This window comes from Mameliella sp. LZ-28, assembly GCF_012274245.1.
Taxonomy (GTDB): domain Bacteria; phylum Pseudomonadota; class Alphaproteobacteria; order Rhodobacterales; family Rhodobacteraceae; genus Antarctobacter; species Antarctobacter albus.
Genome location: NZ_JAANYX010000036.1, coordinates 120,586 through 145,538 on the forward strand (window position 1 = coordinate 120,586; position 24,953 = coordinate 145,538).

The 24,953-nt window shown below is 64.2% G+C and carries 27 protein-coding genes and 1 tRNA gene; 6 read left to right on the forward strand and 22 right to left on the reverse strand.

Annotated elements, in window-relative coordinates:
- Positions 1-33: 33 nt before the first annotated feature.
- The 7 genes from G9Q80_RS24455 to glpD form a co-directional block, all read right to left on the reverse strand.
- The gene (locus G9Q80_RS24455; protein WP_043138125.1) at positions 34-1,746 is read right to left on the reverse strand and encodes an ABC transporter substrate-binding protein; all 1,713 of its coding nucleotides are present in this window, start codon (positions 1,744-1,746) and stop codon (positions 34-36) included.
- 88 nt (positions 1,747-1,834) lie between these two features.
- A complete protein-coding gene (locus G9Q80_RS24460) occupies positions 1,835-2,107 on the reverse strand; it encodes a DUF2160 domain-containing protein (RefSeq protein ID WP_043138128.1) in 273 nt (90 codons plus the stop codon).
- Positions 2,108-2,129: 22 nt separating this feature from the next.
- Positions 2,130-2,981: a carbohydrate ABC transporter permease gene (locus G9Q80_RS24465; protein WP_043138130.1), complete on the reverse strand. Its 852-nt coding sequence runs from the start codon at positions 2,979-2,981 to the stop codon at positions 2,130-2,132.
- Between the two features lie 3 nt (positions 2,982-2,984).
- Positions 2,985-3,854, reverse strand: coding sequence for a carbohydrate ABC transporter permease (locus tag G9Q80_RS24470; RefSeq protein ID WP_043138132.1), 870 nt, complete (start codon positions 3,852-3,854; stop codon positions 2,985-2,987).
- Positions 3,854-4,930, reverse strand: coding sequence for an ABC transporter ATP-binding protein (locus tag G9Q80_RS24475; RefSeq protein WP_088715440.1), 1,077 nt, complete (start codon positions 4,928-4,930; stop codon positions 3,854-3,856). Before G9Q80_RS24475 ends, G9Q80_RS24470 begins: the two co-directional genes overlap by 1 nt.
- A gap of 11 nt (positions 4,931-4,941) precedes the next feature.
- Complete coding sequence (locus G9Q80_RS24480) at positions 4,942-6,030, reverse strand: ABC transporter ATP-binding protein (protein ID WP_088715439.1); 1,089 nt, start codon at positions 6,028-6,030, stop codon at positions 4,942-4,944.
- Between the two features lie 13 nt (positions 6,031-6,043).
- Positions 6,044-7,642 (reverse strand): glycerol-3-phosphate dehydrogenase, encoded by a 1,599-nt coding sequence (glpD, locus tag G9Q80_RS24485; RefSeq protein WP_184757101.1) that lies wholly within the window; start codon positions 7,640-7,642, stop codon positions 6,044-6,046.
- A gap of 246 nt (positions 7,643-7,888) precedes the next feature.
- On the opposite strand from glpD, the gene G9Q80_RS24490 reads away from it, so the two are divergent.
- On the forward strand, positions 7,889-8,662 hold the full coding sequence (locus tag G9Q80_RS24490; protein WP_088669865.1) for a DeoR/GlpR family DNA-binding transcription regulator: 774 nt from the start codon (positions 7,889-7,891) through the stop codon (positions 8,660-8,662).
- A gap of 71 nt (positions 8,663-8,733) precedes the next feature.
- On the opposite strand, the gene G9Q80_RS24495 is transcribed toward G9Q80_RS24490, so the two are convergent.
- Both G9Q80_RS24495 and G9Q80_RS24500 read right to left on the reverse strand, forming a co-directional pair.
- A tRNA-His gene (locus G9Q80_RS24495) sits at positions 8,734-8,810 on the reverse strand.
- Between the two features lie 113 nt (positions 8,811-8,923).
- Positions 8,924-10,123 carry a thiolase family protein gene (locus G9Q80_RS24500; RefSeq protein WP_088715437.1) on the reverse strand — a complete coding sequence of 400 codons (1,200 nt, stop codon included), beginning with the start codon at positions 10,121-10,123 and terminating at the stop codon, positions 8,924-8,926.
- 300 nt (positions 10,124-10,423) lie between these two features.
- Here G9Q80_RS24500 and G9Q80_RS24505 point away from each other — a divergent pair, with 300 nt between their 5' ends.
- Positions 10,424-10,657: a DUF6455 family protein gene (locus G9Q80_RS24505; RefSeq protein ID WP_083342214.1), complete on the forward strand. Its 234-nt coding sequence runs from the start codon at positions 10,424-10,426 to the stop codon at positions 10,655-10,657.
- Between the two features lie 20 nt (positions 10,658-10,677).
- Here G9Q80_RS24505 and G9Q80_RS24510 read toward each other — a convergent pair whose 3' ends face one another.
- The 10 genes from G9Q80_RS24510 to G9Q80_RS24555 all read right to left on the reverse strand — a co-directional run bounded on the left by G9Q80_RS24510 (position 10,678) and on the right by G9Q80_RS24555 (position 20,296).
- Positions 10,678-11,574: a helix-turn-helix transcriptional regulator gene (locus tag G9Q80_RS24510; protein ID WP_088715436.1), complete on the reverse strand. Its 897-nt coding sequence runs from the start codon at positions 11,572-11,574 to the stop codon at positions 10,678-10,680.
- Between the two features lie 17 nt (positions 11,575-11,591).
- Entirely contained in the window at positions 11,592-12,026 is a 435-nt protein-coding gene (locus G9Q80_RS24515) for an acyl-CoA thioesterase (RefSeq protein WP_043138148.1), read from the reverse strand.
- Between the two features lies 1 nt (position 12,027).
- Positions 12,028-13,221, reverse strand: coding sequence for a benzoyl-CoA 2,3-epoxidase subunit BoxA (boxA, locus tag G9Q80_RS24520; protein WP_088715435.1), 1,194 nt, complete (start codon positions 13,219-13,221; stop codon positions 12,028-12,030).
- Complete coding sequence (locus G9Q80_RS24525) at positions 13,218-13,385, reverse strand: hypothetical protein (protein WP_157903837.1); 168 nt, start codon at positions 13,383-13,385, stop codon at positions 13,218-13,220. Before G9Q80_RS24525 ends, boxA begins: the two co-directional genes overlap by 4 nt.
- A gap of 97 nt (positions 13,386-13,482) precedes the next feature.
- A complete protein-coding gene (gene boxB, locus G9Q80_RS24530; protein ID WP_088715434.1) occupies positions 13,483-14,934 on the reverse strand; it encodes a benzoyl-CoA 2,3-epoxidase subunit BoxB in 1,452 nt (483 codons plus the stop codon).
- Between the two features lie 85 nt (positions 14,935-15,019).
- On the reverse strand, positions 15,020-16,678 hold the full coding sequence (gene boxC, locus G9Q80_RS24535) for a 2,3-epoxybenzoyl-CoA dihydrolase (protein ID WP_088715433.1): 1,659 nt from the start codon (positions 16,676-16,678) through the stop codon (positions 15,020-15,022).
- A gap of 146 nt (positions 16,679-16,824) precedes the next feature.
- The gene (locus G9Q80_RS24540) at positions 16,825-17,259 is read right to left on the reverse strand and encodes a DUF309 domain-containing protein (protein ID WP_088715432.1); all 435 of its coding nucleotides are present in this window, start codon (positions 17,257-17,259) and stop codon (positions 16,825-16,827) included.
- A 2-nt stretch (positions 17,260-17,261) separates the two neighbouring features.
- The gene (locus G9Q80_RS24545) at positions 17,262-18,080 is read right to left on the reverse strand and encodes an alpha/beta fold hydrolase (RefSeq protein ID WP_088715431.1); all 819 of its coding nucleotides are present in this window, start codon (positions 18,078-18,080) and stop codon (positions 17,262-17,264) included.
- Positions 18,077-19,606, reverse strand: a complete 1,530-nt coding sequence (locus G9Q80_RS24550) for a benzoate-CoA ligase family protein (protein ID WP_088715430.1) — start codon at positions 19,604-19,606, stop codon at positions 18,077-18,079. The genes G9Q80_RS24545 and G9Q80_RS24550 overlap by 4 nt, the downstream gene beginning before the upstream one ends.
- Positions 19,607-19,831: 225 nt before the next feature.
- Positions 19,832-20,296: a MarR family winged helix-turn-helix transcriptional regulator gene (locus G9Q80_RS24555; RefSeq protein ID WP_069209040.1), complete on the reverse strand. Its 465-nt coding sequence runs from the start codon at positions 20,294-20,296 to the stop codon at positions 19,832-19,834.
- A 151-nt stretch (positions 20,297-20,447) separates the two neighbouring features.
- On the opposite strand from G9Q80_RS24555, the gene G9Q80_RS24560 reads away from it, so the two are divergent.
- A complete protein-coding gene (locus G9Q80_RS24560) occupies positions 20,448-20,939 on the forward strand; it encodes a MarR family winged helix-turn-helix transcriptional regulator (protein ID WP_074621649.1) in 492 nt (163 codons plus the stop codon).
- Positions 20,940-20,992: 53 nt separating this feature from the next.
- Positions 20,993-21,781 carry a 2-(1,2-epoxy-1,2-dihydrophenyl)acetyl-CoA isomerase PaaG gene (gene paaG / locus G9Q80_RS24565; RefSeq protein ID WP_074621811.1) on the forward strand — a complete coding sequence of 263 codons (789 nt, stop codon included), beginning with the start codon at positions 20,993-20,995 and terminating at the stop codon, positions 21,779-21,781.
- A gap of 1 nt (position 21,782) precedes the next feature.
- Here the strand turns inward: paaG and G9Q80_RS24570 are convergent, their stop codons facing one another.
- A complete protein-coding gene (locus tag G9Q80_RS24570; protein WP_088669970.1) occupies positions 21,783-22,262 on the reverse strand; it encodes a GNAT family N-acetyltransferase in 480 nt (159 codons plus the stop codon).
- Positions 22,263-22,354: 92 nt separating this feature from the next.
- On the opposite strand from G9Q80_RS24570, the gene G9Q80_RS24575 reads away from it, so the two are divergent.
- On the forward strand, positions 22,355-22,552 hold the full coding sequence (locus G9Q80_RS24575) for a DUF6324 family protein (protein WP_043138168.1): 198 nt from the start codon (positions 22,355-22,357) through the stop codon (positions 22,550-22,552).
- Here G9Q80_RS24575 and G9Q80_RS24580 read toward each other — a convergent pair.
- Together G9Q80_RS24580 and G9Q80_RS24585 are read right to left on the reverse strand one after the other, a co-directional pair.
- Positions 22,549-22,929, reverse strand: coding sequence for a VOC family protein (locus tag G9Q80_RS24580; protein ID WP_088715429.1), 381 nt, complete (start codon positions 22,927-22,929; stop codon positions 22,549-22,551). The genes G9Q80_RS24575 and G9Q80_RS24580 overlap by 4 nt on opposite strands.
- Positions 22,930-23,038: 109 nt before the next feature.
- Complete coding sequence (locus G9Q80_RS24585) at positions 23,039-23,518, reverse strand: MmcB family DNA repair protein (RefSeq protein ID WP_246870579.1); 480 nt, start codon at positions 23,516-23,518, stop codon at positions 23,039-23,041.
- A gap of 96 nt (positions 23,519-23,614) precedes the next feature.
- On the opposite strand from G9Q80_RS24585, the gene G9Q80_RS24590 reads away from it, so the two are divergent.
- On the forward strand, positions 23,615-24,943 hold the full coding sequence (locus G9Q80_RS24590) for a coiled-coil domain-containing protein (protein WP_088715428.1): 1,329 nt from the start codon (positions 23,615-23,617) through the stop codon (positions 24,941-24,943).
- Positions 24,944-24,953 lie beyond the last annotated feature (10 nt).

Here is a 24,953-nt window from a genome sequence, read left to right on the forward strand (position 1 = left end):
AGGCCCCGAAGGGCCCCGACCGGGGAGGAAGGCTTATTGCCAGGACTTGATCAGCTCGTCGTAGCTGACGGTCTTGGGCTCTTCGTCTTCGTCGTCCAGCTTGGCGAAGGGCGCGCCGGGCTGGTCGAACCAGTATTCGGCGTCACGCTCGTCGTTCAGCTTGGGACCGATGTCGCCCTGGATACCGGCACGTTCCAGACGCTCAAGCACGCGTTCCTGGTCGGCGCACAGGGCGTCCAGCGCCTCTTGCGGCGTCTTGGCACCGGACATGGCGTCACCGATGTTCTGCCACCACAGCTGTGCCAGCTTGGGGTAGTCCGGCACGTTGGTGCCGGTCGGCGACCAGGCCACGCGCGCGGGCGAGCGGTAGAACTCCACCAGGCCGCCCAGCTTGTCGGCACGATCGGTAAAGCTGTCGTGCTGCACGGTGGACTCGCGGATGAAGGTCAGGCCGACGTGGGACTTCTTGACGTCCACGGTCTTGGAGGTGACGAACTGGGCATAGAGCCAGGCCGCCTTGGCACGGTCGACCGGGGTCGACTTCATCAGCGTCCAGGAACCGGCGTCCTGGTAGCCGACTTTCTGGCCTTCTTTCCAGTAGACACCATGCGGCGAGGGCGCCATGCGCCACTTGGGCGTGCCATCCTCGTTCATCACCGGCAGGCCGGGCTTGACCGTGTCGGCGGTGAAGGCGGTGTACCAGAACATCTGCTGGGCGATATTGCCCTGCGCCGGGATCGGACCCGCCTCGGAGAAGGTCATGCCTGCGGCGGCGGGCGGCGTGTATTTCTCCAGCCACTCGATCGCCTTGGTCACGGCATAGACCGCCGCCGGGGCATTGGTGGCACCACCGCGCGCAACGCAGGAGCCGACAGGCTGGCTCTGGTCGTTGACGCGAATGCCCCATTCGTCGACCGGCAGGCCGTTGGGTTCACCGACGTCTCCCATGCCAGCCATGGACATCCACGCATCGGTGTAGCGCCAGCCAAGGCTGGGGTCCTTCTTGCCGTAGTCCATGTTGCCGAAGATCTCGCCTTCGACACCCATGTGCGACAGGTCGCGGCCGGTAAAGAACTCGGCGATGTCCTCATAGGCCGACCAGTTGACCGGAACACCGAGGTCGTAGCCATAGGCGGCCTTGAAGTCCTCCTGGTTCTTGGGATCGTTGAACCAGTCGTAGCGGAACCAGTAGAGGTTCGCGAACTGCTGGGTCGGCAGCTGGTAGACCTTGCCATCCGGCCCGGTGGTAAAGCTGAGGCCGATGAAATCGTCCAGGTCCAGCGTGGGCGAGGTCACATCGGCGCCTTCGCCCGACATCCAGTCGGTCAGGTTGCGCACCTGCTGATAGCGCCAGTGGGTGCCGATCAGGTCCGAGTCGTTGATGTAGCCGTCGTAGATGTTCTGGCCCGACTGCATCTGCGTCTGCAGCTTTTCGACCACGTCGCCTTCGCCGATCAGGTCATGCGTGACCTTGATGCCGGTGATGGCGGTAAACGCCGGGGCCAGCACCTGCGCTTCGTATTCATGCGTGGTGATGGTTTCCGAGACGACCTTGATCTCCATCCCCGAGAAGGGTGCTGCGGCGTCGATGAACCATTGCATCTCCGCCTCCTGGGCGTCGCGCGGCAGGGCAGAGAGATCGCCGATCTCGCTGTCCAGGAACGCGCGCGCGGCGTCCATGTCGGCAAAGGCCGGACCCGCGAGGATCAGCAGCGCTGCCGTGGTTGTCTTGAGGTTGAGGTTCATTTGTTGGTTTCCTCCCATTTTGAACCATTGACTGAGGAACAAGCAGATCGCGGCCGGGTCTCCTCTGGTCCCGGCCCCGCGCCCGTCGCTACACCCAGCGGAAGACCGCCGCGGCGTAGATCAGGCAGACAATCAGCGCGTAGGGTTGGTTCGCGCCGACCAGTCCAAGCCAGGCCAGGTTGATGAAGGCCGAGCCGAGAAGCGTGATGAAGAGCCTGTCACCGCGCGTCGTCTCGATCCGCAGAATGCCCGTGCGGGGCGTTTCCGGGAACTTGATCGCCAGCACCGTGAAGGTGATCAGCAACGTGGCGATGACCATGAAGAAGATCGCGGTCGGCCAGGTCCATGCCATCCAGTCCATTGAAATTCCTCCCTTTCCCGGGTCACACGCGGCCCAGGGCAAAGCCCTTGGCGATGTAGTTGCGGACGAAGTAGATCACCAGCGCGCCCGGCACGATGGTCAGGATGCCCGCCGCGGCCAGCACACCCCAGTCGATGCCCGAGGCGCCCTGCGTCCGGGTCATGATCGCGGCGATGGGTTTCGCGTCCACCGTGGTCAGGGTGCGCGACAGCAGCAGTTCCACCCAGGAGAACATGAAGCAGAAGAAGGCCGCGACCCCGATGCCGCTGGCGATCAGCGGGGTGAAAATCTTCACGAAGAAGCTGCCAAAGCTGTAGCCATCGATATAGGCGGTTTCGTCGATTTCCTTGGGCACACCGCGCATGAAGCCTTCGAGAATCCAGACCGCCAGCGGCACGTTGAACAGGCAATGCGCCAGCGCCACGGCGATATGTGTGTCGAACAGCCCGACCGAGGAATAGAGCTGAAAGAACGGCAGCGCAAAGACGGCCGGCGGCGCCATCCGGTTGGTCAGCAACCAGAAGAACAGGTGCTTGTCACCCATGAAGTGATAGCGCGAAAAGGCATAGGCCGCCGGCAGCGCCACCGCGAGGCTGATCACCGTGTTCATCACCACGTAGATCAGCGAGTTGACGTAGCCCATGTACCAGGCCGGATCGGTCAGGATCGTGGCGTAGTTGGCAAAGGTCAGGTCACGCGGCCAGAGCGTGAATTCGTTCAGGATCTCCGTGTTCGTCTTCAGGCTCATGTTCAAGAGCCAGTAGATCGGCAGCAGCAGGAACAGCAGGTACAGCGTCATCACCACGGCCCGGCTGTTGATCCGGGGCAGCGACAGCCCGCGAGAAGTCGATTGGTTTGCACTCAGGTCGGCCATCACTCAGCCCTCCCGTTTGTCGAGGTTGACCATCACCGTGTAGAACACCCAGCTGATCAGCAGGATCACGAGGAAATACATCAGCGAGAACGCCGCCGCGGGTCCAAGGTCGAACTGCCCCAGCGCCATCTTGACCAGGTCGATGGACAGCAGCGTCGTGGCGTTGCCGGGGCCGCCGCCGGTGACGACGAACGGCTCGGTGTAGATCATGAAGCTGTCCATGAAGCGCAGAAGGATGGCGATCATCAGAACGCCCATCATCTTGGGAAGTTCAATGAAGCGGAACACCTTCCAGCGGCTCGCCTGGTCGATTTTGGCCGCCTGGTAATAGGCATCGGGGATCGACTTCAGCCCGGCATAGGCCAGCAGCGCCACCAGCGAGGTCCAGTGCCAGACATCCATCACGACGATAGTGATCCAGGCCGCCACGGTGTCCTGCGTGTAGTTGTAGTTCACGCCCAGCGCGTCCAGCGTGTAGCCCAGCAGGCCAATGTCCACGCGGCCGAAGATCTGCCAGATGGTCCCCACCACGTTCCAGGGGATCAGCAACGGCAGCGACATCAGCACCAGGCAAAGCGAGGCCCAGAACCCGCCCTTGGGCATGTTCAGCGCCACGAAGATGCCAAGCGGGATCTCTATCGCAAGGATGATACCCGAGAACATCAGCTGGCGGCCCAGCGCGTCCCACATGCGTTCGGACTCGAGCATTTCCTTGAACCATTCGAGACCGGCCCAGAAGAACTGGTTGTTCCCGAAGGTGTCCTGAACGGAATAGTTGACCACCGTCATAAGCGGGATCACCGCCGAAAAGGCGACCAGCAGCAGAACCGGCAGAACAAGAAACCAGGCTTTTTGATTGACTGTCTTTTCCATCACGCCGCACTCCCCTGTACACGCCAGTCATTGGCATAGACATTGACGTGAGCCGCATCGAAGGTGACGCGATTCATGTCGGCGCTGATCCGGTCATCCTCGCCCGCAATGATATTGATGTCGGTGCCAAAGAACTCGGCCCGGATGATCTTGTGGCGGCCCACGTCCTCGACGCGGCGCACCTTGACGGGCAGGCCCTCGGACTGGCTCAGGCGGGCGAATTCGGGCCGCACGCCGATCTCGACCTTGCCGTCGAGCGGCTTGTACCCCTGCGACAGCTCCACGAAGGACCCGTTGATATAGGCCTTGTTGCCATCGATCTTGGCCGGGATGACGTTCATGCCCGGCGAGCCGATGAAATAGCCCACAAAGGTATGCTCGGGCCGTTCGAACAGCTCTTCGGGTGTGCCGATCTGCACGACCCGACCGTCATACATGACCACGACCTTGTCGGCGAAGGTGAGCGCCTCTGTCTGGTCATGGGTGACGTAGATCATCGTGTGGCCGAAATCGTGGTGCAGCTTTTTCAGCTGGGTGCGCAGTTCCCATTTCATGTGCGGGTCGATCACGGTCAGCGGCTCGTCAAAAAGCAGCGCGTTCACGTCCTTGCGCACCATGCCCCGCCCCAGCGAGATCTTCTGCTTGGCGTCCGCCGTCAGGCCGCGCGCCTTTTTCCGCAGCCTGTCCTCCATGCCGATCATGCGGGCGATTTCCTGCACGCGCTCGGCCACATAGGCCTCGTCCCGGCCCCGGTTGCGCAGCGGAAAGGCAAGGTTGTCGTGCACGGTCATGGTGTCGTAGACGACCGGGAACTGGAACACCTGCGCGATGTTGCGTTCCGCGGTGGGCGCCCCGGTGACGTCCTTGCCGTCGAACAGGATGCGCCCCTGGCTGGGATGCAACAGCCCCGAGATGATGTTGAGCAGCGTGGATTTCCCGCAGCCCGAGGACCCCAGAAGCGCATAGGCGGCCCCGTCCTCCCAGTCGTGGTTCAGCTCCTTCAGCGCGAAATCATCCTCGCTGGCCGGGTTCGGCAGGTAGGAATGCGCCAGGTTGTCTAGCGTGATCTTGGCCATTGTGTCCCCCCTCAGGCCGCAAGCGCATAGGCGGCGGGCGCGACCAGCTGGCCGTCCTCGCCGAAGATGTAGACATGGCGCGGGTCCAGCCAGACGCTCAACTCTTCGCCCAGCGTCAGGTCATGCACGCCGTGGATCAGGCCGACCCAGCGTTCGCCGTGGTGATCGAGGTGCACGAAGGTTTCGGACCCGGTCAGCTCTGTCACGTTCAGCCTGGTCTTGAACTCCATCGCGTCCGTGGCATGCTTGCCGATCTCCAGGTGGTTGGGACGGAACCCTGCGGTGTAGCGGCCATCCCCAAGTTCGGCGATCTTGCCCGTCGCCTGCGCGCTTTGCCCGTCACCGAACATGATCCGGTCGCCGGTCTTGGAAATCTGCAGGAAGTTCATCGGCGGGTCGCTGAACACGCGCGCCGTCGTGGCGTCTACTGGCTGACGGTAGACCGCAGGCGTGGGGCCGAACTGCGTGATCCGCCCCTCCCAGAGCGTTGCGACATTGCCGCCCAGCAGAAGCGCCTCTTCCGGTTCGGTCGTGGCATAGACAAAGATGCTGCCCGAGGCCTCGAAGATCTTGGGGATCTCCACCCGCAGCTCCTCGCGCAGCTTGTAATCCAGGTTGGCCAGCGGTTCGTCCAGCAGCACCAGCCCGGCGTTCTTGACCAGGGCCCGCGCCAGGGCGCAACGCTGCTGTTGCCCGCCCGACAGTTCCAGCGGCTTGCGGTCCAGCATCGGGGTAAGTTTCATCAGGTCCGCGGTCTCGCGCACGCGGCGGTCGATCTCGGCCCGGTCCGCGCCCATCAGCTTCATCGGAGAAGCGATGTTGTCGTAGACGCTCATCGACGGGTAGTTGATGAACTGCTGGTAGACCATCGCCACCTTGCGGTCCTGCACGCGCTGGCCGGTCACGTCCTCGCCGTTCCAGATCACCTGCCCCGTCGCCGGAACATCCAGCCCCGCCATCAGGCGCATCAGCGATGTCTTGCCCGACAGGGTCGGCCCAAGCAGCACGTTCATCGTGCCCTTTTCAAGCGTCAGGTCGGTGGGGTGGATATGCACCTGCCCTTCCACGGTCTTCGATACGCCTTTCAGTTCCAGCGTCATCGGGTCCTCCTCCTCATTCCGCTGCTGCGGGCGTGCTGTGACGGTTGCGGGCCATCCAGGCATCCAGGGCCTCGATCTGGCCGGCATCCAGCCGGAGCCCCAGCTTGTTCCTGCGCCAGACCACGTCCTCGGCGGTGCGCGCATATTCATGTGTCATCAGCCAGGTCACCTCGGCCTCGGTCAGGGTCGCGCCGAAATCGCGCCCCAGGTCGGCGGCCTCCTTCGCATCCCCCAGCACCTTGGCGGCCTCGGTTCCGTAGGCCCGCACCAGCCGCCTGGCCCAGAACTCGGTCAGGAAGGGATAGCCCCCCCTGAGATCAGAGATCAGTGTCCCCACGCCGCGCACGCGGAAATCGCCACCGGGCAGTGGCACACCTGCGGTCCATGCGCCCTGCGTGACCTCGATCTGTGTGCCGATCTTCTCCAGCGCGCTTTCGGCCAGCCGGCGATAGGTGGTGATCTTTCCGCCAAAGACGTTCAGCATCGGCGCACCGGCACTGGTATCGACCTTCAGCGTGTAGTCCCGTGTGGCTGCGGTCGCACTGCTGGCGCCATCGTCATAGAGCGGGCGAACGCCCGAATAGGTCCAGACGACGTCCTCTGCCGTCAAGTCGCGCTTGAAATAGCGGTTGGCGAAATCCAACAGGTAGTCGCGTTCCTGCGGGGTGCATTCCGGTTTCGTGGACGGATCGTCATGGTCGGCATCCGTGGTGCCGATCAGCGTGAAATCCGTCTCGTAGGGAATGGCAAAGATGATCCGCCCGTCCGTGCCCTGGAAGAAATAGCACTTGTCGTGGTCGTACAGCCTCTTGGTGACGATGTGGCTGCCGCGGACAAGGCGCACCCCCTCGCGTGAATTCAGCCGCGCCTTGGTCTGGATGATGTCGCCGACCCAGGGGCCGCCGGCATTGACCAGCATCCGCGCATAGAAAGTGCGAGTTGCGTTGCTTTCGGTATTGCGCGTTTCGATGCGCCACAGACCATCTTCGCAGGTCGCGCTGAGCACCTTGGTGCGGGTCATCACATGCGCGCCACGGGCCTCTGCATCGCGCGCATTCAGGACCACAAGGCGCGAATCCTCGATCCAGCAATCGGAGTATTCGTAAGCCTTCTCGAACCTGTCCTCCAGCGGCGCGCCTTCCGGCCCGTTCACAAGGTCCACGGTTCGCGTCCCCGGCAGGATCTTGCGCCCGCCAAGGTTGTCATAGAGGAACAACCCCAGCCGGATCAGCCAGGCCGGGCGCCGCCCCTTCATCCAGGGCATAAAGACCCCAAGCAGCTTCGACGTCGGCGTTTCCGAATCGAACCGCATATCCTTATGATATGGAAGCACAAAGCGCATCGGCCAGCTGATGTGGGGCATCGCCCTCAACAGCACTTCACGCTCGATCAGCGCCTCGCGCACCAGCCGGAACTCGAAATACTCGAGATAGCGCAATCCGCCGTGAAACAGCTTGGTCGAGGCAGAAGAGGTCGCCGAGGCAAGGTCATTCATCTCGGCCAGGGTGACCGACAACCCGCGCCCGACCGCATCCCGTGCGATACCACATCCATTGATGCCGCCGCCGATGATGAACAGGTCAGTAACCGTCTTGTCTGTCGGTCGTCCCACGCGAATCCCCCCATGCGCGTCTCTGCGACAGTTATGACCAAGAAATTTGCGTGAAGCAATGGATTCCTTTTCGTTTGTGTTCGATTTTCCGATTTATCACGAAACATCGCGCTTTCTTCGGTTTCGCTTCCGCAGAAAACGAACCCGTCTACCCTTCGAACCGATCCTACCGGTTGCCATTTCGCGCGTTTCGGGGAAGGCTGGGCCGCATCACTCTAGAAACGCCCAGACCCGAAAGCCCCGAACGTGTCCCAATCCTTCCGGCAGCCAGAGATCCTCGACATCGCGCGCCGCGAAGGCAAGGTCACGGTCGAAGGGCTCGCCGCGCATTTCGGCGTCACCCTGCAGACCATCCGCCGAGACCTGACCGACCTGGCAGAGGCCGGGCGGTTGGAGCGGGTGCATGGCGGCGCGGTCCTGCCCTCGGGGACGACGAATATCGAATACGGCGAACGCCGGTCGCTCAACCAGGAGGCCAAGCGCGCCATCGCCCGCGCCTGCGCCGACCAGATCCCCAACGGCATTTCGTTGTTCCTGAACATTGGCACCTCGACCGAGGCCGTCGCCGAAGAGCTGAAACACCATGAGAACCTCATGGTGGTCACGAACAACATGAACGTGGCCAACATCCTTGCAGGCAATCCCGGCTGCGAGATCATCGTGACGGGGGGACAGTTGCGCCGGTCGGACGGCGGCCTGATCGGCAATCTCGCTGCCGAGACGATCCGCAAGTTCAAGTTCGACCTCGCGGTGATCGGCTGTTCGGCGCTGGACCGCGATGGTGACCTGCTCGATTTCGACATCCAGGAAGTCAGCGTCAGCCAGGCGATTCTGCGGCAGTCGCGCAAGACATTCCTCGTCTCGGACCACACCAAGTTCTCGCGCAGCGCCCCTGCCCGCATCGCCTCGCTGGCAGACCTGGACGCCTTCTTTACCGATGCACCGCTGCCCCCCGGTCTTGCCACGGCCTGCCAGTCCTGGGGAACGCGGGTCGTGACCTCGGTTCAGCCAGACACCTGACGGATACAGACCGCGCAGCCGTTAGCAGGATGGCTACCTGCCGGAGAATTCCATTGATGTCCGAGAGTTGATGGTACCGCCTTCCCGGTTCGAACGGGAGACCTCTTGATCCACAATCAAGCGCTCTAACCTACTGAGCTAAGGCGGCACATCAGGCCTTGCAGGGCTAACCTGCCAGAAACCGTGCGGCTTACTAACAGCACGCCCCGAACAGCGCAAGCCCTCTGTGACACAGAATTCCGCGCTGTTCGGAGGCTCATTTTACCGCACCTTCAGGATCAGCGCCATTGCGGAATCGCCGGCTGCGCAGCCCTGGAAAAGACCGTGCCCTCCGCCCCGCATTTCCAGCTCTTCGATCATCTCGATGATGGCCCGCAGACCGGTCGGCCCCTGCGGATGCCCCCAGATCAGCGAGCTGCCAAAATTGTTCATGTCGCGCCAGTCGATGCCAAAGGCGCGGGCAAAGGCGATGTCGTTGACCGCAAAGGGGTTGTGTGACTTGACCACCTCCATGTCATTGATCGACAGCCCCGCAAGGTCCAGCGCGCGGCGCGCGGCGTCGATGGGGGCGGCGGGCATATGAGCCGTTTCCTCGCGCGCCTGCGCCGCCGCCACCAGCTCGACCAGCGGCGCATCCCCCCGCGTGGCCAGGTCACGCGCCCGGCCCGGATCGGACACCATGACCAGCCCTGCGTTGCCATCCGCCGGATGGGTCTGGGCCGCAAAAGTGACCGTGCCGCCCTCGCGCACCGGCTTCAGCGCCGCCATCTTCTCGGGCGAGGCCGGATAGACGCCGCAATCCCCCGAAATCGTCCCCACCGTCTTGCGAAAGCGCGGATCGGGCACCGCGAATTCCGCCGCCATGTAGCGTTTCTGAAAGGCCCGGTCGTCTTTCAGCGCCTCCTGGTATTGGCCCTGACGGTACAGGGTCAGTTCATGCTGTTCGGCGGTCTCGATCCCCACGCGGCGCGCCACGTTGTCTGCCGTGTCGATCATCGCGCAACGGGCAAAGGGATCCTTGTTGAAACTCTCCAGCACGATGTCCTCGCTCTGTCCCGTGCCGCCGGGCGCGCCCGGTGCAGGATAGTAGACATGCGGGCTGTTCGAGGTCCGGTCCCCCGAGACGAGCAACGCGGCAGAGGCCGCCCCGATGGCAAACTCGCCGGCCGCGGTGGCCAACAGACGCGCCCCCGTCGCGCAGGCCTGGTTGACGGTCGGCCCCGGCAGGCGTTCGGCCCCGATCATGCCCGTGAACCAGGGCAGGCCATAGAAACTGCGGTATTGCGGCACCGTCAGACCGTAGGCCGCGAAATCGAAGGTCTCGACGGGAATGTCTCGCTGAGCCAGCGCCTCGCGCGTCACATGCGCCGCGAATTCCATCGCGTGCAGTTCCGCGAACTCGCCCTGCCAACGAGCAAAGGGTGTGCTCCAGTAAGCGCCGTAAGGGATATAGGCCTGCATGGCCGCCTCCGTGTTGAGTGGGAATGGAAGGTTCGGCCCTCAGTCCGAGGAAGACCAATCATCGAGAAACGGGAAGGCCGGCCGCCATACCGCCAGAGCGGCCCTCATCAGCCCCTTTGAAGCCATGACAAATCCCCCTCCCAAATTTGTTATGTTTAATCCTAATTTGTATACTTAACAAATTTCATCCCCGAAAACAATCATCTTCCTTCAGCCGTGTTGACAGAGGTCAAGGTCCAGGCGCCGATCCTGCGGCATGCTCCGCTCAAAGACAGGATTGCATTTGCAAGGAATACCCCGATGTTCATGAGAAAGATGGCGCAAAGCACCGAACTGACCCACGGAATGGCCCAGCGCCTGGGTTACGATCTGGCAGAGACGACCCAACGCAACCCCGAAGGTCAGGCCATCGCCTTTCGCGCGGCGGTGATGCGCTGCACCCAGTGCCGCCAGCAGGAGGACTGCAAGCAGCTGCAGGCCTGCAACGACCGGCTGGAGCGGGCGCCCGACTACTGCCGCAACACCTGGCTCTGACCCGCGGAAGGTCGGCGCATCTAGCTGCCCTGCCCTGCCAGCAGGCCCTGCGCCGCGATCAACCCGCGCAGGTCCTGCAAGGACTGCTCCACCGACCGGCCGCTGGTGTCCAGGTGATGTTCGGCCTTTCGGTAACTCACTTCCCGCGCCTTCAGGATCTCGCGTAACTGCAGCATTGCCTGCGGATTGCCTGCCATCGGCCGGGTATCCCCCTGCGCCCGGACCCGGTCCATGTGATCCCCCGGCGCGGCCTTGACCCAGATCGTGTGAAAGCCGGCAAGCGTCCGCTCGAAAGTCTGCGGTTCCTCGACGATGCCGCCGCTGGCGGCCAGGACGATCCGGCTTTGCGTCGACAAGAGCCGGTCCAGCGCCTCCGCCTCGATCTGGCGATAGCCCTCCGCCCCGTACAGCGCGATGATCTCGGACACCGCCATGCCGGCGCTGCGCTCGATCTCGGCGTTCATCTCGACAAAGGGCAGGCCCAAGTCGGCGCCGATGCGCGCACCCAGCGTGGATTTGCCCGCGCCGCGCAGACCGACAAGGCAGATGCGTTCTGCCTTTTGCGCCCGCAGGCGCCCCGGGTCCAGCACCCGAAAGACCTGTTCTCGCGTCGCGCCGCAGGCATTGCGGTACAGCAGCGAAAGCTGCGCAAGATCCGACGCCAGCGGATCCTCCTCGGCCAAAAGCTCTGCCATCGGACGGCCCAGGACCAGCGCCACCCGCTTCAGCAGGCCGATCGAGATATTGCCGTCACCGCCTTCCAGCTTGGCCAGGTAACGCGGCGAGACGCCCGACAGCTCCGCCAGGTCCTGCCGTGTCAGGCCCGAGGACTTGCGGGCCGCGCGCACGCGATCTCCGACCAACCGGTAAAGCGCAGCTGGATCCGCCTCTTCCGCCCCGCGCGCCGGTCCGGTCATGGCACCCGCACCCCGGTCTAGGCCGCAGGCAGCCGCGCTTCGATCGCGGCGCGCATGTCATCGGGCGGCGTGCGCTTGGAAAAGGCATCCGCCTCGATGAAGACACTGACCGTCCGCGAGGAAAAGCACAGCTTGCCGTCCTGCTCGCCATCGACCCGGAAGGTGATCGAGGTCTCGCCCAGGCGCACCGGCCAGACGTGGCAGACCAGCTCGTGCCGGGGCGTGATCGGGCTGCGGAAGTCCATTTCCAGCCGCACAAAGGGCGTGCCCACGTTGCGGTCGATCTCCATCTGGAACCAGCCGTCGCCGCCCAGGTTCTCAACCCACCAACCGTTGATGGCATCCAGCGCGAACCAGGGGATGCGCGCCGTATAGACGATCTTTGCCGGGTCGCAGTCGCCCCAGGTCACGCGGATCACATGCCGATGGGCATTGTCGGGACGGTCTTCCATCTCAATAGGTCTCGACGTGATAGCGGCCTTCCTCGCGAAGGACATCGCGCAGGTTGCGCCACTGCTGGCCGATGCTTTCGGCGATATTGGTGAACGAGCGTTCGACGCCCTCCTCCATCTCCTTCAGCCCGCAGATGTAGATATGCGTGTTGGGGTCCTGCAGCATGTCGGCCACGATGTCCTCTTCGACGCGCATCCGATCCTGGACGTATTCCTTGTCCTGGCCGGGCATCCGGCTGAACACCAGATGCTTTTGCAGCAGGCTGGAAGGCACCTTGTTGAGCGGTCCGAAATAGGGCAGCGAGTCCGGCGTGCGTGCGCCAAAGAACATCACCATGCCGCCGGATTTCTTGCCCACGGTGCGCTGACGCGCCATCGTGAAGGACCGCATCGGCGCCGAGCCGGTGCCGGTGCAGATCATCAACAGGCGGGCATCGGGATCGTTCGGCATCAGGAAGGTCGCCCCGAAAGGCCCCGTCACCTGCACTTTGTCACCCTTTTTCAGGTCACAGACGTAGTTCGAACAGACACCGCCTTCCTCGCGCTTCACCGTCAGAGAGACGTTGTGATAGCCCGCGCGTTCACCGTCACGTGGTGAAGAGACAGAGTAGAGCCGCGGCAGGTGTGCCTTGCCCTCGGCATCTGTGCCCGGCGCGATGATGCCCAGCGACTGCCCCTCAAGAGCGGGAAAGGGCCTGCCCTGGAAATCCAGGATGATGTGACGAACATCCGTGTCCGCGCCTTCGGCGGTCAGGCGATAGTTGCCCTGCACCACCGCCTCGACCGGGTTGGCGAGGTTGTAGAGGTTGACCGTCGGCTTGGCCGCGCTGGCGGGCGCCTTTGCCTTGCCGCCAGCGCCCTTGTGCGCCTCGGCCAGCAGGGCCGCCACTGGGTCCTCACCGCTTTCGGTGCCATCCTCGGCGCTTTCGGCCACGGAAACCTCGCCCTGTTCGGGCAGTTCCATCCACTCGTATTGCTCTTCGAGCGAATAGGGTTTCTCGACCACGCGCCATTCGTCGATGGAGCCAGTCGGACAGACCGGGATGCAGTCCATGCAGAAATCGCAGGCATCCGCGTTCACGACGACGTTGTTCTCGTCATGCTCGATCGCGCCCACGGGGCAGGTCATCTCGCAGGTATAGCAGCGGATGCAGATTTCCGGGTCGATCAGGTGCTGTTTCAGCGGCTTGTTCATTGCGTCCCCCGGTGCAAAACGGCCTCTGGGACAGCTATGGCCTCGATCACGGCCTGGCACAAGCCGCGGCAATTCTCGCATCCGATGCAGCAGCCGATCTCGCCCAGTTCCTTCGCGACCTCGGTCACGCGCGGCGCATGGCCGACGTTCCGTTTGGTAATCATCGCGTTTCCTCCTCCTGCTGGTCGGTCCGGCGCGGGGTCATGCCCCGCGCCGCCCATTGGTTCGGGATGAACGGGGGTGATCCCCGTCCCCGGCGCATCAGGCCATGTGCAGCTTGACGTATTCGAAGTCGCCCGGCTTGTTGTCGATGCCGACCTTCGGCGGGGCGATCCAGCTGGCGTATTTGCCCGGCTCGTAGACCGGCTTCATTAGCGACTGGATATAGTCACCATCCGCATGGGTCGGCAGCCACTTGGTGATGCCCTTGTCGTATTCCTCGCCCGAGACATGGTTGCCGTCCGGGTCGAAGTTGTGGCCCGCGAAGATGCCGATCTTGCGATTGAAGGCCTGATGCGGCAGCTTCAGCTCGAACTCGATCCCGGCCTTTTCGATGATCTTGTTCCAGCGCTTCACGCCGCCCGCCGCGTCGCGGATATAGTCGTCGCGCAGGCGCATGTTGATCGCGGTCAGCGCGGGCACGTCCTTTTCGACGATCTTGCCATCCTCGAGGTCCAGCACCTTGTAGGTGTCGTGCTTGAGCATGTGGTCGTCGTCGATCCGGTTCTCCATGTACCGGCCCTTGATGCCCGCGTTGAAGGCATTGGCCGCGTTGGTGGAGACTTCCTGCCCGAAGAGGTCCAGCGAAAGCGTGTAATGCAGGTTGAGCTTCTTCTGGATGGTCGGCAGGTCGATCACGTTCAGGTCGCGGATCTTGCCCACATCGTAGGGATCGGTGATGCCCGCCTTGTTCATCGCCTCGACAGTCGCCTGGATGGTGCGGCCGACACCGGTCTCGCCCACGAACATGTGGTGCGCTTCCTCGGTCAGCATGAAACGGCAGGTGCGCGACAGAGGGTCGAAACCCGACTGCGCCAGCGATTCCAACTGCATCTTGCCGTCACGGTCGGTGAAGTAGGTGAACATGAAGAAGGAGAGCCAGTCCGGCGTTTCCTCGTTGAAGGCGCCCAGCATCCGCGGCGCTTCCTCGCTGCCCGACGAGCGGATCAGCAGGTCATCCGCCTCTTCGCGGCCGTCCTTGCCGAAATACTTCTGCAGCAGGTAGACCATCGCCCAGAGGTGGCGGCCCTCTTCGACGTTGACCTGGAACAGATTGCGCATGTCGTAAAGCGACGGCGCGGTCAGGCCCAGGAAGCGCTGCTGTTCGACCGACCCCGGCTCGGTGTCGCCCTGGATGACGATCAGGCGCTTCATCAGGTTGCGGTATTCCCCCGGCACTTCCTGCCAGGCCGGCTGGCCGGCGTGTTCGCCACAGGGAATGGTGCGGCCTTCGACCTGCGGCGCCAGCAACACGCCCCAGCGGTATTCCGGCATCTTGACGTAGTCGAACTTGGCCCAGCCCTTGGGGTCCACGCTGACGGCGGTGCGCAGGTAGACCATCGATTCCTGGAAGTTCTGCGGGATCAGCTTGTTCCACCAGTCCAGGTAGCCGGGGTGCCATTTCGACAGCGCCTTCAGGACTTTCTTGTCGGACGACAGACCCACGTTGTTCGGAATCTGGGTGTCGTAGCTCACGTTGATCAGATCGAGCATCTCTCTCTCCCTTTGGGTGTGGTGTCACGGGAACGGCCTTCGCCGGGGCCCGCAGGGCGGGGAGAACCCCGCCATGCCGAACGCGTCAGACGCGCTCCATGTTGTAATCGCCGCGCACGCCGGTGCCGTAGCGCTGCAACGCGCCGTCCTTGCCGACGGCATTCGGGCGGTTGAAGATCCAGTTCTGCCAGGCGGTCAGGCGGCCAAAGATCCGGGTTTCCATCGTTTCCGGCCCGGCAAAGCGCAGGTTCGCCTCCATGCCTGTCATCGCATCGGGGCTGAAGCTGGCGCGCTCTTCCATGAAGATCCGCACCTCGTCTTCCCAGTCGATGTCATCCAGGATCATGGTGACAAGGCCCTGCTCGTCCGCCTCTTCGGCCTCCAGCGCCTCGCCGATCTTGCCTTTCAGCTCGTCGACATGCTCCGGCTCGCCCAGGAAACGGGTTTCCAGCCGGGTCAACCCGTTGCCCATCGGATAGGGGCCAAAGTTGTCCTTGGTCAGGGTGATGGTCGCCATGTGGCGGTTGTCGCCCTCGAACTCGTCTTCCATCATATAGCTGCGGTCGACCGCGAACAGGATCTCGGCCAGCACGCCGACATAGCACGAGCCATGTTCGACAAAGGCCGCCAGAGAGCGCGAGGTCACGTCGATCCGCTTGAGCGTGCGCTTCCAGTAGTGGCGCACTTCGTTGGCCAGCCAGTGGTCGGCGTTGTCCGCCAGCAGCGCCTCATGCGCGGCCAGTTTTTCCGGGTCGCCCTGGGTGCGGAAGATCCAGAGGCCGATTTCCATCTCGTTCAGGCGCAGGTGCAGGATCGCATCCTCAAGCTCACGGCAGAGCTTCAGCATATAGGCCTGGTCACCCTGTGCGGCAAAGGCGTCCATGTCGGCGGGCGCATCCTCTTCGGGGCCTTTCAGCGTGATGGTGGCCTTGCGCCCCTTGCGGTCGATCTCGACCTCGACCAGCGAATAGCTGACCGCGTCCTCGGTGATGGTCCGCGACAGCGGGCCCAGCTGGATGCCCTGCGCCACATCCGCCTTGTCCGAGGCGGCTGCGAATTCCTTCGCCCGCTCCATCACCGTATCGTCGAATTTCGAGTTCGGGATGACCTCGTCCACCAGGCGCCAGTCCTTGGCGCGCTTGCCCTTCACGCCTTCCTCGATCGAGCAGAAAATGTCGGCCAGATCGCGGCGGACCTTGCGCTTGTCGGTGACGCGGGTCAGGCCGCCGGTGCCCGGCAGAACCGCCAGCAGCGGCACCTCGGGCAGGCCGACGGACGAGGTGCTGTCATCGGTCAGCATGATGTGGTTGCAGGCCAGCGCGAGTTCGTAGCCGCCCCCGGCGCAGGCGCCCTTGACGGCGGCGATGTACTTCTGGCCGCTCTCCTCTTCGGCGGCCTCGAAACCGTTGCGGGTCTCGTTGGTGAACTTGCAGAAGTTCACCTTGTGGCTGTGAGCGGCACCGCCCAGCATCCGGATGTTGGCACCGGCGCAGAACACGCCCGCCTTGCCCGACTTCATGACCACGGTCTTGACCTCGGGATGTTCGAACCGCATCCGCTGCACGATATCGCTCAGCTCGATATCCACGCCCAGGTCGTAGGAGTTCAGCTTGAGCTTGTAGCCCTCGAAGAGGCCCGCATCCTCGTCGACGTCCATGATGAGCGTGGCTACGGGGCCGTCATACTCGACACGCCAATGGCGGTACTTTGACGGGTCGGTCTGAAAGTCGATCATCTTGGTCATCGGGTCCTCCCTGGTCGCGAAGCTGTAGTCAACTTACATCAAAGCGGAAAGTAAGTAAACTTATGTATGCACAATAGAGCACAAAATAAACCCTGCAAACTCAATGACTTTGGCGCAATCCAACACATCTTAGGCAATTTAATGCACTATAGTGCAGATCTCAGATCCCCCTCAAGAGAATCGAGCATTGCGTGGATGCGTCCCGCGCCTATGCCCATGACCCAAGCCTCGCGCGATGCCGGCAGCAGGTCGCGCGCGATCCCGCACAGCCGCCGCGCCGCACCGGGACGCATCATCTCGCGTTTCAGAAGGGCATTGGCGGTCTGGATCAGCGCCTGGAGGAACCGCCGGTCCTGCCCTTCGGGCAAGGCCATCCAGATCGGCTCCAGCACCTCGTGCGCTTCCCAGTAGAAACCGCTGTCGATGTAGAAAAGACCGTGGCGGAAAGCATCGCTTTCCGCCAGGTCCGCCGGGGTCATGCCCGGTTGGGCCGAGGCCCTGATGTGGTCGAAAGCGCCCTCCGGGTGCCGGGCATTCTGCCCCGGCACATGGGCGTGGGTCGGCCTGTGCCAGGCCGACATGGTCACGCGACCTCGGGTTCGGCGGCTTCGATCCGCTCCAGCCGGGCGCAGAACTCCGCGATGCCCGCGGCCACCTTTTCCGGCTGGTCCAGGTGTGGCGCGTGGCGGCAGTCGTCCAGGATCAGAGTGTCCACCGGCGCGTAACTACGGCTCTCGACTTCCTCGATCTGCGCCAGCGTGCCGTACTGGTCGTCCTTCCCCTGCACCGCCAGCACCGGGATGCGCAGGTAGTCGATCACGTCACCCACGTTCCAGGCCTTGAATTCCGGGTGCAGCCAGCTGTCGTTCCAACCCCGGAAGGTATTGTCCGGGTCGCGGTGATAGCGCGCCATCTTCTCGCGCAGGTCGGTGGTGTCATACGCCTCTTTCGCCTTGGCGATCTCGGCCAGCCCCATCTCCTCGGTAAAGAAATGCGGCGCCATCAGCACCAGCCCCCGCACCTGCAGGTCCGACACGCTGCCCGCGTAGATCGCCGCGATGGTCGCGCCGTCGCTGTGACCCACCAGCACACCGCGCTGAAAGCCGATCGCCTCCAGCACCTCGGGCAGCACGTCCACCGCCTCGCGCGTCATGTAATCCAGCGGGCGCGGCAGGTCCGCCGGGTCCGACTGGCCATAACCCGCGCGCGAAAAGGCAAAGACGCCAAAGCCCGTCGCCTCGGCCAGCGCCTTGGGGAAATCTCGCCATAGCGCCACGCACCCCAGCCCCTCGTGCAGCAGGACCAACGTCGGCGCCTTGTCCGGCGCGGGCCCGTAGCAGGCGTATTCCAATTCCTTGCCGCCGGCGCTCAACCGGCCGCTTTCCGTCCAATCCGCAGTCATGCCGCCCCTCTCAGCTTGAAACGTTGAATCTTGCCCGTCGCGGTCTTGGGCAGGTCCTCGACCACCTCGATCCAGCGCGGGTATTTCCACATGCCGATCTTTTCCTTCACGAACTCCTTGAGCCCGTCGACAGCAGCGGCCTCCTGACCCTCCTTGAGCACGATAAAGGCCTTTGGTTTGTCCAATCCCTTTTCGTCGGCACAGGCGACCACCGCGGCCTCCAAAACCGCGGGATGCTCGATCAGCGCCTGCTCGACCTCGAAGGGGCTGACCCAGATCCCGGAAACCTTGAACATGTCGTCGGTGCGCCCGCAGTAGACATACCGCCCCTCGGCGGTGCATTCGTACTTGTCACCCGTCCGGGTCCAGTGTCCCTCGAAGGTCGACCGCGATTTGTGCCGCCGGTTCCAGTAGCCATCCGCCGCCGAGGGCCCACGCACCAGCAGCTCGCCCACCTCGCCCTCTGGCACGTCCTCGTCGTGTTCATCCACCAGCCGAACCTCGTAGCCCGGCACCGGGGTGCCGGAGGTGCCATAGACGATCTCTCCGGGCCGGTTGCTGAGGAAGATGTGCAGCATCTCGGTCGAACCGACACCGTCGACGATCTCGGCCCCGGTCATCCTGAACCAGCGTTCACCCACCTCCTTGGGCAGCGCCTCACCGGCAGAGGTGCACAGCCGCATGGCATGGGCCGGCACGCCCGACTTGTCCATCGCCGCATTCATCGCGGCATAGAGCGTCGGCACCCCGCAGAACAGCGTCGGGCGCTCGGCCTCCAGGATGGCAAAGACCACCTCGGGCGTGGGCCGCCCGGACAGCAGCACCGTCGTCGCGCCCACCGCCATCGGAAAGGACATGGCATTGCCCAGCCCGTAGGCGAAAAAGATCTTGGCAACGGAATAGACGGTGTCCTCTTCGCGGATGCCCAGCACCTGCGCACCGAATGTATCGGCGGTGGCCTTCAGACTGGAATGGACGTGACGCACCCCTTTGGGCTGCCCCGTCGACCCCGAGGAATAGAGCCAGAAGGCCATTTCATCGTCAAAGGCCTCGACAGGGTCCTCGACCGGTGCGCCGGCGATGAAATCCTCGTAGCTCTCGGTGCCTTCCGGCGCCTCTCCGATCACCACCACCGCGCGCAGAAAACGGTTGTCCTGGATTGCCGGCTTCACCGTCTCCCACAGCTTTTCCGACACCACCAGGATCGAGGCACGGCTGTCGCCGAGGATCGACTCGTAGACCGAGGCCGACAGAAGCGTGTTCAGGGGCACCGGGATCGCACCCGCCTTGAGCGCCCCCCAGAAGATCACCGGAAACTCCACCTGGTCCTGCACGATCATCGCGATCCGCTCTTCGCGCCGCACCCCGTGACGGTAGAGCGCGCCGGCAAAGCGGCCGGTCTGCTCGGCCAGTGCGCCATAGGTCAGGCTGCGCTTGCGGCCATCCGCTTCGCGAAAGGCCACCTTGTCGGCGCGCCCCTCGTCCACGTGGCGGTCCACGAAATATATCGCTGCGTTTCCATTCATGACTTGGCCTCCTCCTGCCGGTCATCCCGTCCCTTACCCGGTGCCGCGATCCTCCCCGATCGAACCGCACCCAAGACGCGCCGCGACGATCCTGCCTGCGGACAGAACGGAATCGTCATTTTGATAAGCGTACACCTTATCTGAGCGATATGCAATTTGATGCATCAAATCAGTTTCAGAGTTTGAGATCTGCACTATAGTGCGAAAATTGAGCGGGAACCGGGCTCAATCACCCTGCAACGCGGTCTCCACCGCGCCCCCGGCATTCGACTCGATCAGGTGCAAAGCGGCATTCAGCGCCTCGACCTCGGCCAGGGACAAGCCCTGCACCAGCCGCCGATCCGCGGCCTGCACCGCTTCGAAAGCGCGCCGATGCAGCAGCTTGCCCGCCTCGGTCGGGTGCAGCGCATAGGCCCGCCGATCCCCTTCGGCCTGGCGCCGCTGGATCAGGCCCGCCGCCTCCACTTCATCCACGATCTTGACGAGGTTGGGCCGCTCGATCGCCAGCGCATCGGCCAGCTGCGTCTGCCGCAACCCCGGTTGGTCCACCACCACGGACAGCGCCGAAAAGGTCGTCCGACGCAGGCCAAAAGGCGCCAGCTCCTGCGAAATGGTCGACAGCATCTGCACCGTGGCGCGACGCAGCCGGTAGACGGTCAACTGCCTCAGACCCGCATCCGGTCGTTCCATCCCCGGCCCTTTCCCAATCCCATCGCCCCGCCAGACCTCGCACACCGGGCCAGCCTTGTCACGGCTGGCGGCACGGCGCCTCGGGGCAATAGGCAGTACCATGACAATATGCGTACTTGTCACTTTCCCCGGCCTGTCCGATCATGGCACCATGAAAGCCATCTACACAATGCCCGGCCACCTGATCCGCCGGCTGCAACAGCTCTCGGCCTCGATCTTTGCCGAACGCATGCGCGAGGCGGGGGTCGACCTGACCTCGCCGCAATTCGCGGCCCTTGCCATGCTGCAGGAACATCCCGGCATCGACCAGGCGACGCTGGCCGGAATGATCGCGCATGACCGCGCCACCATCGGGGGGGTGATCGAACGGCTCTGCGCCAAGGGGCTGATCGAACGCCGGACCAACCCGAAGGATCGCCGCGCAAAGGTGCTGGCCCTGACGCCCGAGGGCGCCGAGCGCATCGCCCATATCCGCCCCATCGTCGAAGAGATGCAGCGCAACCTGCTTGTGGGACTGGACGAGGACGAAAAGCGCGAGTTCATCCGCCTGGCCACCAAGGTCGCCATCGCGGGCAACGACCGCACCCGGGCGCCGCTGCGGATGCCGCCGGAGAAGCCCGCGGACAAGACCGGGACGGATTGATCCCGCCGCAGGCCCGTGCCATCCACCGCGACAATCGCCTTGAGGAGGGGAACATGTCGGACACCATTCTTGTCACCGATCACGGCAACTGGCTGGAAATCACGCTGAACCGGCCCGAGCGGCTGAACAGTTTCACGCCCGAGATGCACCTGGCCCTGCGGGCCGCCCTGACCCGGGCTGCGGATGAGGCCAAGCGCGCCGTGCTGCTGACCGGCGCCGGGCGCGGCTTTTGTGCCGGGCAGGACCTCGGCGACCGCGACCCGCGCAAAATGGACGGCCCGCCCGACCTGGGCGAGACAGTGCGCAGCTACTGGGCGCCGCTGGTCCGCCAGATCCGCGCTCTGGACATGCCGGTGATCTGCGCCGTCAACGGTGTCGCCGCCGGCGCCGGCTCCTCCGTGGCGCTGGCCTGCGACATGGTGCTGGCCGCCGAAAGCGCCAAGTTCATCCAGTCCTTCTCCAAGGTCGGGCTGATCCCCGACACCGGCGGCAGCTGGCACTTGACGCAATTCCTGGGCCGCGCCCGCGCGATGGGCCTGGCCCTGACCGCCGAACCGCTGCCCGCCGTCAAGGCAGCCGACTGGGGCCTGATCTGGAAGGCGCTGCCCGACGACACGCTGATGGAAGAGGCGCGCAAGCTGGCCGCGCAGTTCTCCGAAGGCCCGACTTTCGGCTATGCCCGCACCAAAGAGGCGATCACCGCCGCCGCGACCAACACGCTGGACGCGCACCTGGATCTCGAGGCAGAACTGATGAAGGCCTGCGGCGAACACCCCGACTATGCCGAGGGCGTGGCCTCTTTCCTTGACAAGCGCGCGCCGAAATTCACCGGCGAACGCTAGGTTACAGGTCCACCTCGTACCCCTGTTCCACGACCTCCGTGCCGAAGCTCACCTTCGGCTCGGAGCGGACCAGCCGCCAGCCCGACTTTTCGTACAGCGCGCAGGCGGCGCGGTGGCTTTGATGCGTCCAGAGCGCCATCCGGCGATAGCCCTTGTCCCGCGCGAAACCCATGCAGGCCTCCAGCAAGGTCCGGCCCAGACCCCTGCCCCGCGCCTCCGGCACCAGCAGGAAGAGGCGCAGCTTGGCGGTCTCGTCATCCTCGCGCACGCAAAAGATGCTGCCCAGCCGCTGATCCCCGTCCCAGGCGATAAAGGATTTTTCGCACGCAGGGTCATGGTCCCGCGCGAATTCCTCGAGGATCTGCCGCACGAGCACCGGAAAGCTGTCGTCAAAGCCTTCGTCGCGGGCGTAAAGCCACGCGTGCTGATCGACAAGCCAGTCGATGTCGCCGGGGCCAAGGTCTTTCAGGTCGACTGTCATGAGGGCAAGAAACCCCCACACGGCTTGCAAATCAAGCCTTTCGCCGCTAGGTCACGACGATCTTTCGCGGGTCTCAGAGAAGGCAGAGGCAGATGGGCATCAACGACGAACGCGACATCGAGGCCAACCTCCAGATTGGCCCCACCGACGCCGGCATGGTCCGGCTGTTCATCCTTGCCGACGGGATCGAGATTCCGATGGACTTCGACCCCGTGGAGGCCGAGGAAATCGCCGAGGAACTGCGCGCCGCCGCCGCCACCGCGCGCAAGGCAAAACCGAAGAAACGCTAGGGTTTCGGCACATGCTGGTCCAGAAAGACCCGGTTTCCGTCCGGGTCGACCAGCGTCATGCAGGCAGGCCCGGCCCCATCTTCATCAGTCCCCTTTTCCGGCTCGATCCCCTGCGCCCTCAGGCGCGCCTGGATCTCGCGGATATCGGTGAACTCCGACAGCGCCTCGTCCTCCGACCGCCAGCCGGGGTTGAAGGTCAGCATATTGCCTTCGAACATATCCTGGAACAGGCCGATCACGCTGTCGCCGTTGCGCAGGATCAGCCAGCCCTCTTCAGCCACGCCGCCGACTGCCTGGAACCCCAGCGCCTCGTAGAATGCCCGTGAAGCGACCAGGTCACGGACCGAGAGACTGACCGAAAACGCACCAAGCTGCATGGCAGATCCTTTCCGTTGGCAAAGGGGCCTTTTCGGACATGGTGGGACGGATCGGTCCCGCCCGGCAACCCCCGTCAGGCCCCGCCCGCGTGATTTCCTGCAAGCCCCGTCAGCCCAGGTGTTCCAGCCCCGCGCCCGGATCGCGCAGCCCGTGCAGCCGCCGCGCCGCGTGGACGGCGAACTTGCGGATCAGCTTGTTACGCCGCGCCGCCGCCAGCTTGTCCTCGGGGACCATGCGCAGGATCTCGGCGTCATAGCCGTCGGCGATGATCAACCCCGTCCCCTCGGGCAGCAGCTCGGTCGGGAAATCCTGGTCCACCGCCCAGAAATAGCGGTCGCACCAGTCCAGATACCCCTGCCACTTGCCGTCGCTCATGTAATCCGCGCGGCTCGACTTGCACTCGACCACCCAAAGTTCTCCCTTGGGGCCAAGCGCCATGATGTCGACGCGCAGCCCCCGGTCGGGCACGAATTCCTCGATCACGGCAAAGCCATGCCCCGCCAGGTGGCGGCACACGCCCCGCGCCAGGAGCTGGCCGGGCATCAGGTCGGAGGTGACAGGCAAGTCCATGCCCAAATTCTTGAACATTTCGTGAACAAATGCAACCCCACCCCGGGCCGCCTTCCCTCTGCCGGGGAAAGGACTAGGCTCGCCCGGAACCTCAGAGATGACCCAAGGCCCCGCATGTCCCAGGACCAGACCGACACCCGCCTGACCCGCGCCGAAGCCCGTGGCGTGCGCGCCGCGCGCGAACTCGAAGGCCACCTGACGTGGCTCGACAGCTTCTCCGGCACGGCGCTTGGCGTGCTCTCGGTCGCCTCGGGGATCTATACCTACCTCGGCGTGTCCTCGCTGCTGGACGAAAACGGCGCCATGTCGGTCTTTGCCGCCATCGCCTATTCGACCGCCGTTTCGGTGGGCATCTTCGTGTTCTGGTCCTACATGCTGCGGCTCTTTCCCGCTGTCCGCACCACCCGCGCCCGCACCGGGCTGATGGCGGCGATGGGGCTGGGCAGTCTGGCCATCGTCGCCATGTCCTCCTGGCTGAACGCCGCCGCCCTGGCCGGTTCGGCCGCCGTCGAACAGCATCTTGCCGAAACCGTTCAGGACTATCAGGCCGCGCTGGAACGCGCGCATGAGATCGCCCTCACCGGCCAGGCACTGGAACGCGATGTCGCCCGCGTCCGCCAATCGTTCGAGGATCTTTCCGACCTCGAGGCCGAGGGAGCGCTTTCGGGCCTTGCCGGGCGCGGCGCCGTTTTCCGGGTCCTGCGCCAGAAGGCCGCCGAACTGACCGCGCTCGAGGCGCAGATCGCCGAACAGACGCCGCTGGTCGACACCGCCTTTACCGAGGGCAACACCATCCTCAGCCGGATGCGCGCCCTGACCGTCGAACCCGGCAGCGTCGAGGCCCGCAGCGTCGAGTTTTCCGAGGCCGCCGTGCGCCTGCAGGGACTCATCACCCAGCTGCGCCAGCTTTCGGTTGCCCCGCTGGTCGAACGCGCGGCACAGGACCTTGCCGCCTCCGTGGTGCTGCCAGAACTGGACAGCACCACGGCGCAGGGCCGGGCCGACCAGTCCGCCACCATCACCTCGGTGCTGGAGGTGCTGGCGCAACGGGCGGCAACGCTGGAACGCGCGGCGCAGAACGTCCAGTCGCTGCGACCGCCGACCGACGTCACCTACACGCCGCTGTCCGCCGCCGACGCGGTGATCCTCTACGCGCGCAACTTCGTGCCTTCCTGGGCCGGGGCCATCGCCATCGACCTGCTTCCGATGGTGCTGGTCTTCATCCTTGCCATCACCCATGCCGCCATTCGCCAGGGCCGCGAGGGCGCCGGCGTCGAGGACACGCTGACGCTGGCCGAACTGCGCGCCGCCGTCACCGCCCTGCGCGAGGTCGAGGCCGTCGCCGGCCCGCCCACGGCACCACCTGCACACACCGCCCAGCCCGCCGCCACCCCGCGCCCCGAGGGTGAGGAGGTCACGCCGCTCAAGGGAAAGTCCGCATGACCCCGGCCAT

Excerpts from the sequence above, each read along its gene's own strand:
- G9Q80_RS24455 (WP_043138125.1), bottom strand. The coding sequence starts at position 1,746 with ATGAACCTCAACCTCAAGACAACCACGGCAGCGCTGCTGATCCTCGCG.
- G9Q80_RS24460 (WP_043138128.1), bottom strand. The coding sequence starts at position 2,107 with ATGGACTGGATGGCATGGACCTGGCCGACCGCGATCTTCTTCATGGTC.
- G9Q80_RS24465 (WP_043138130.1), bottom strand. The coding sequence starts at position 2,981 with ATGGCCGACCTGAGTGCAAACCAATCGACTTCTCGCGGGCTGTCGCTG.
- G9Q80_RS24470 (WP_043138132.1), bottom strand. The coding sequence starts at position 3,854 with ATGGAAAAGACAGTCAATCAAAAAGCCTGGTTTCTTGTTCTGCCGGTT.
- G9Q80_RS24475 (WP_088715440.1), bottom strand. The coding sequence starts at position 4,930 with ATGGCCAAGATCACGCTAGACAACCTGGCGCATTCCTACCTGCCGAAC.
- G9Q80_RS24480 (WP_088715439.1), bottom strand. The coding sequence starts at position 6,030 with ATGACGCTGGAACTGAAAGGCGTATCGAAGACCGTGGAAGGGCAGGTG.
- G9Q80_RS24500 (WP_088715437.1), bottom strand. The coding sequence starts at position 10,123 with ATGCAGGCCTATATCCCTTACGGCGCTTACTGGAGCACACCCTTTGCT.
- G9Q80_RS24505 (WP_083342214.1), top strand. The coding sequence starts at position 10,424 with ATGTTCATGAGAAAGATGGCGCAAAGCACCGAACTGACCCACGGAATG.
- G9Q80_RS24510 (WP_088715436.1), bottom strand. The coding sequence starts at position 11,574 with ATGACCGGACCGGCGCGCGGGGCGGAAGAGGCGGATCCAGCTGCGCTT.
- G9Q80_RS24515 (WP_043138148.1), bottom strand. The coding sequence starts at position 12,026 with ATGGAAGACCGTCCCGACAATGCCCATCGGCATGTGATCCGCGTGACC.
- boxA (WP_088715435.1), bottom strand. The coding sequence starts at position 13,221 with ATGAACAAGCCGCTGAAACAGCACCTGATCGACCCGGAAATCTGCATC.
- G9Q80_RS24525 (WP_157903837.1), bottom strand. The coding sequence starts at position 13,385 with ATGATTACCAAACGGAACGTCGGCCATGCGCCGCGCGTGACCGAGGTC.
- boxB (WP_088715434.1), bottom strand. The coding sequence starts at position 14,934 with ATGCTCGATCTGATCAACGTGAGCTACGACACCCAGATTCCGAACAAC.
- boxC (WP_088715433.1), bottom strand. The coding sequence starts at position 16,678 with ATGACCAAGATGATCGACTTTCAGACCGACCCGTCAAAGTACCGCCAT.
- G9Q80_RS24540 (WP_088715432.1), bottom strand. The coding sequence starts at position 17,259 with ATGTCGGCCTGGCACAGGCCGACCCACGCCCATGTGCCGGGGCAGAAT.
- G9Q80_RS24545 (WP_088715431.1), bottom strand. The coding sequence starts at position 18,080 with ATGACTGCGGATTGGACGGAAAGCGGCCGGTTGAGCGCCGGCGGCAAG.
- G9Q80_RS24550 (WP_088715430.1), bottom strand. The coding sequence starts at position 19,606 with ATGAATGGAAACGCAGCGATATATTTCGTGGACCGCCACGTGGACGAG.
- G9Q80_RS24555 (WP_069209040.1), bottom strand. The coding sequence starts at position 20,296 with ATGGAACGACCGGATGCGGGTCTGAGGCAGTTGACCGTCTACCGGCTG.
- G9Q80_RS24560 (WP_074621649.1), top strand. The coding sequence starts at position 20,448 with ATGAAAGCCATCTACACAATGCCCGGCCACCTGATCCGCCGGCTGCAA.
- paaG (WP_074621811.1), top strand. The coding sequence starts at position 20,993 with ATGTCGGACACCATTCTTGTCACCGATCACGGCAACTGGCTGGAAATC.
- G9Q80_RS24570 (WP_088669970.1), bottom strand. The coding sequence starts at position 22,262 with ATGACAGTCGACCTGAAAGACCTTGGCCCCGGCGACATCGACTGGCTT.
- G9Q80_RS24575 (WP_043138168.1), top strand. The coding sequence starts at position 22,355 with ATGGGCATCAACGACGAACGCGACATCGAGGCCAACCTCCAGATTGGC.
- G9Q80_RS24580 (WP_088715429.1), bottom strand. The coding sequence starts at position 22,929 with ATGCAGCTTGGTGCGTTTTCGGTCAGTCTCTCGGTCCGTGACCTGGTC.
- G9Q80_RS24585 (WP_246870579.1), bottom strand. The coding sequence starts at position 23,518 with ATGTTCAAGAATTTGGGCATGGACTTGCCTGTCACCTCCGACCTGATG.
- G9Q80_RS24590 (WP_088715428.1), top strand. The coding sequence starts at position 23,615 with ATGTCCCAGGACCAGACCGACACCCGCCTGACCCGCGCCGAAGCCCGT.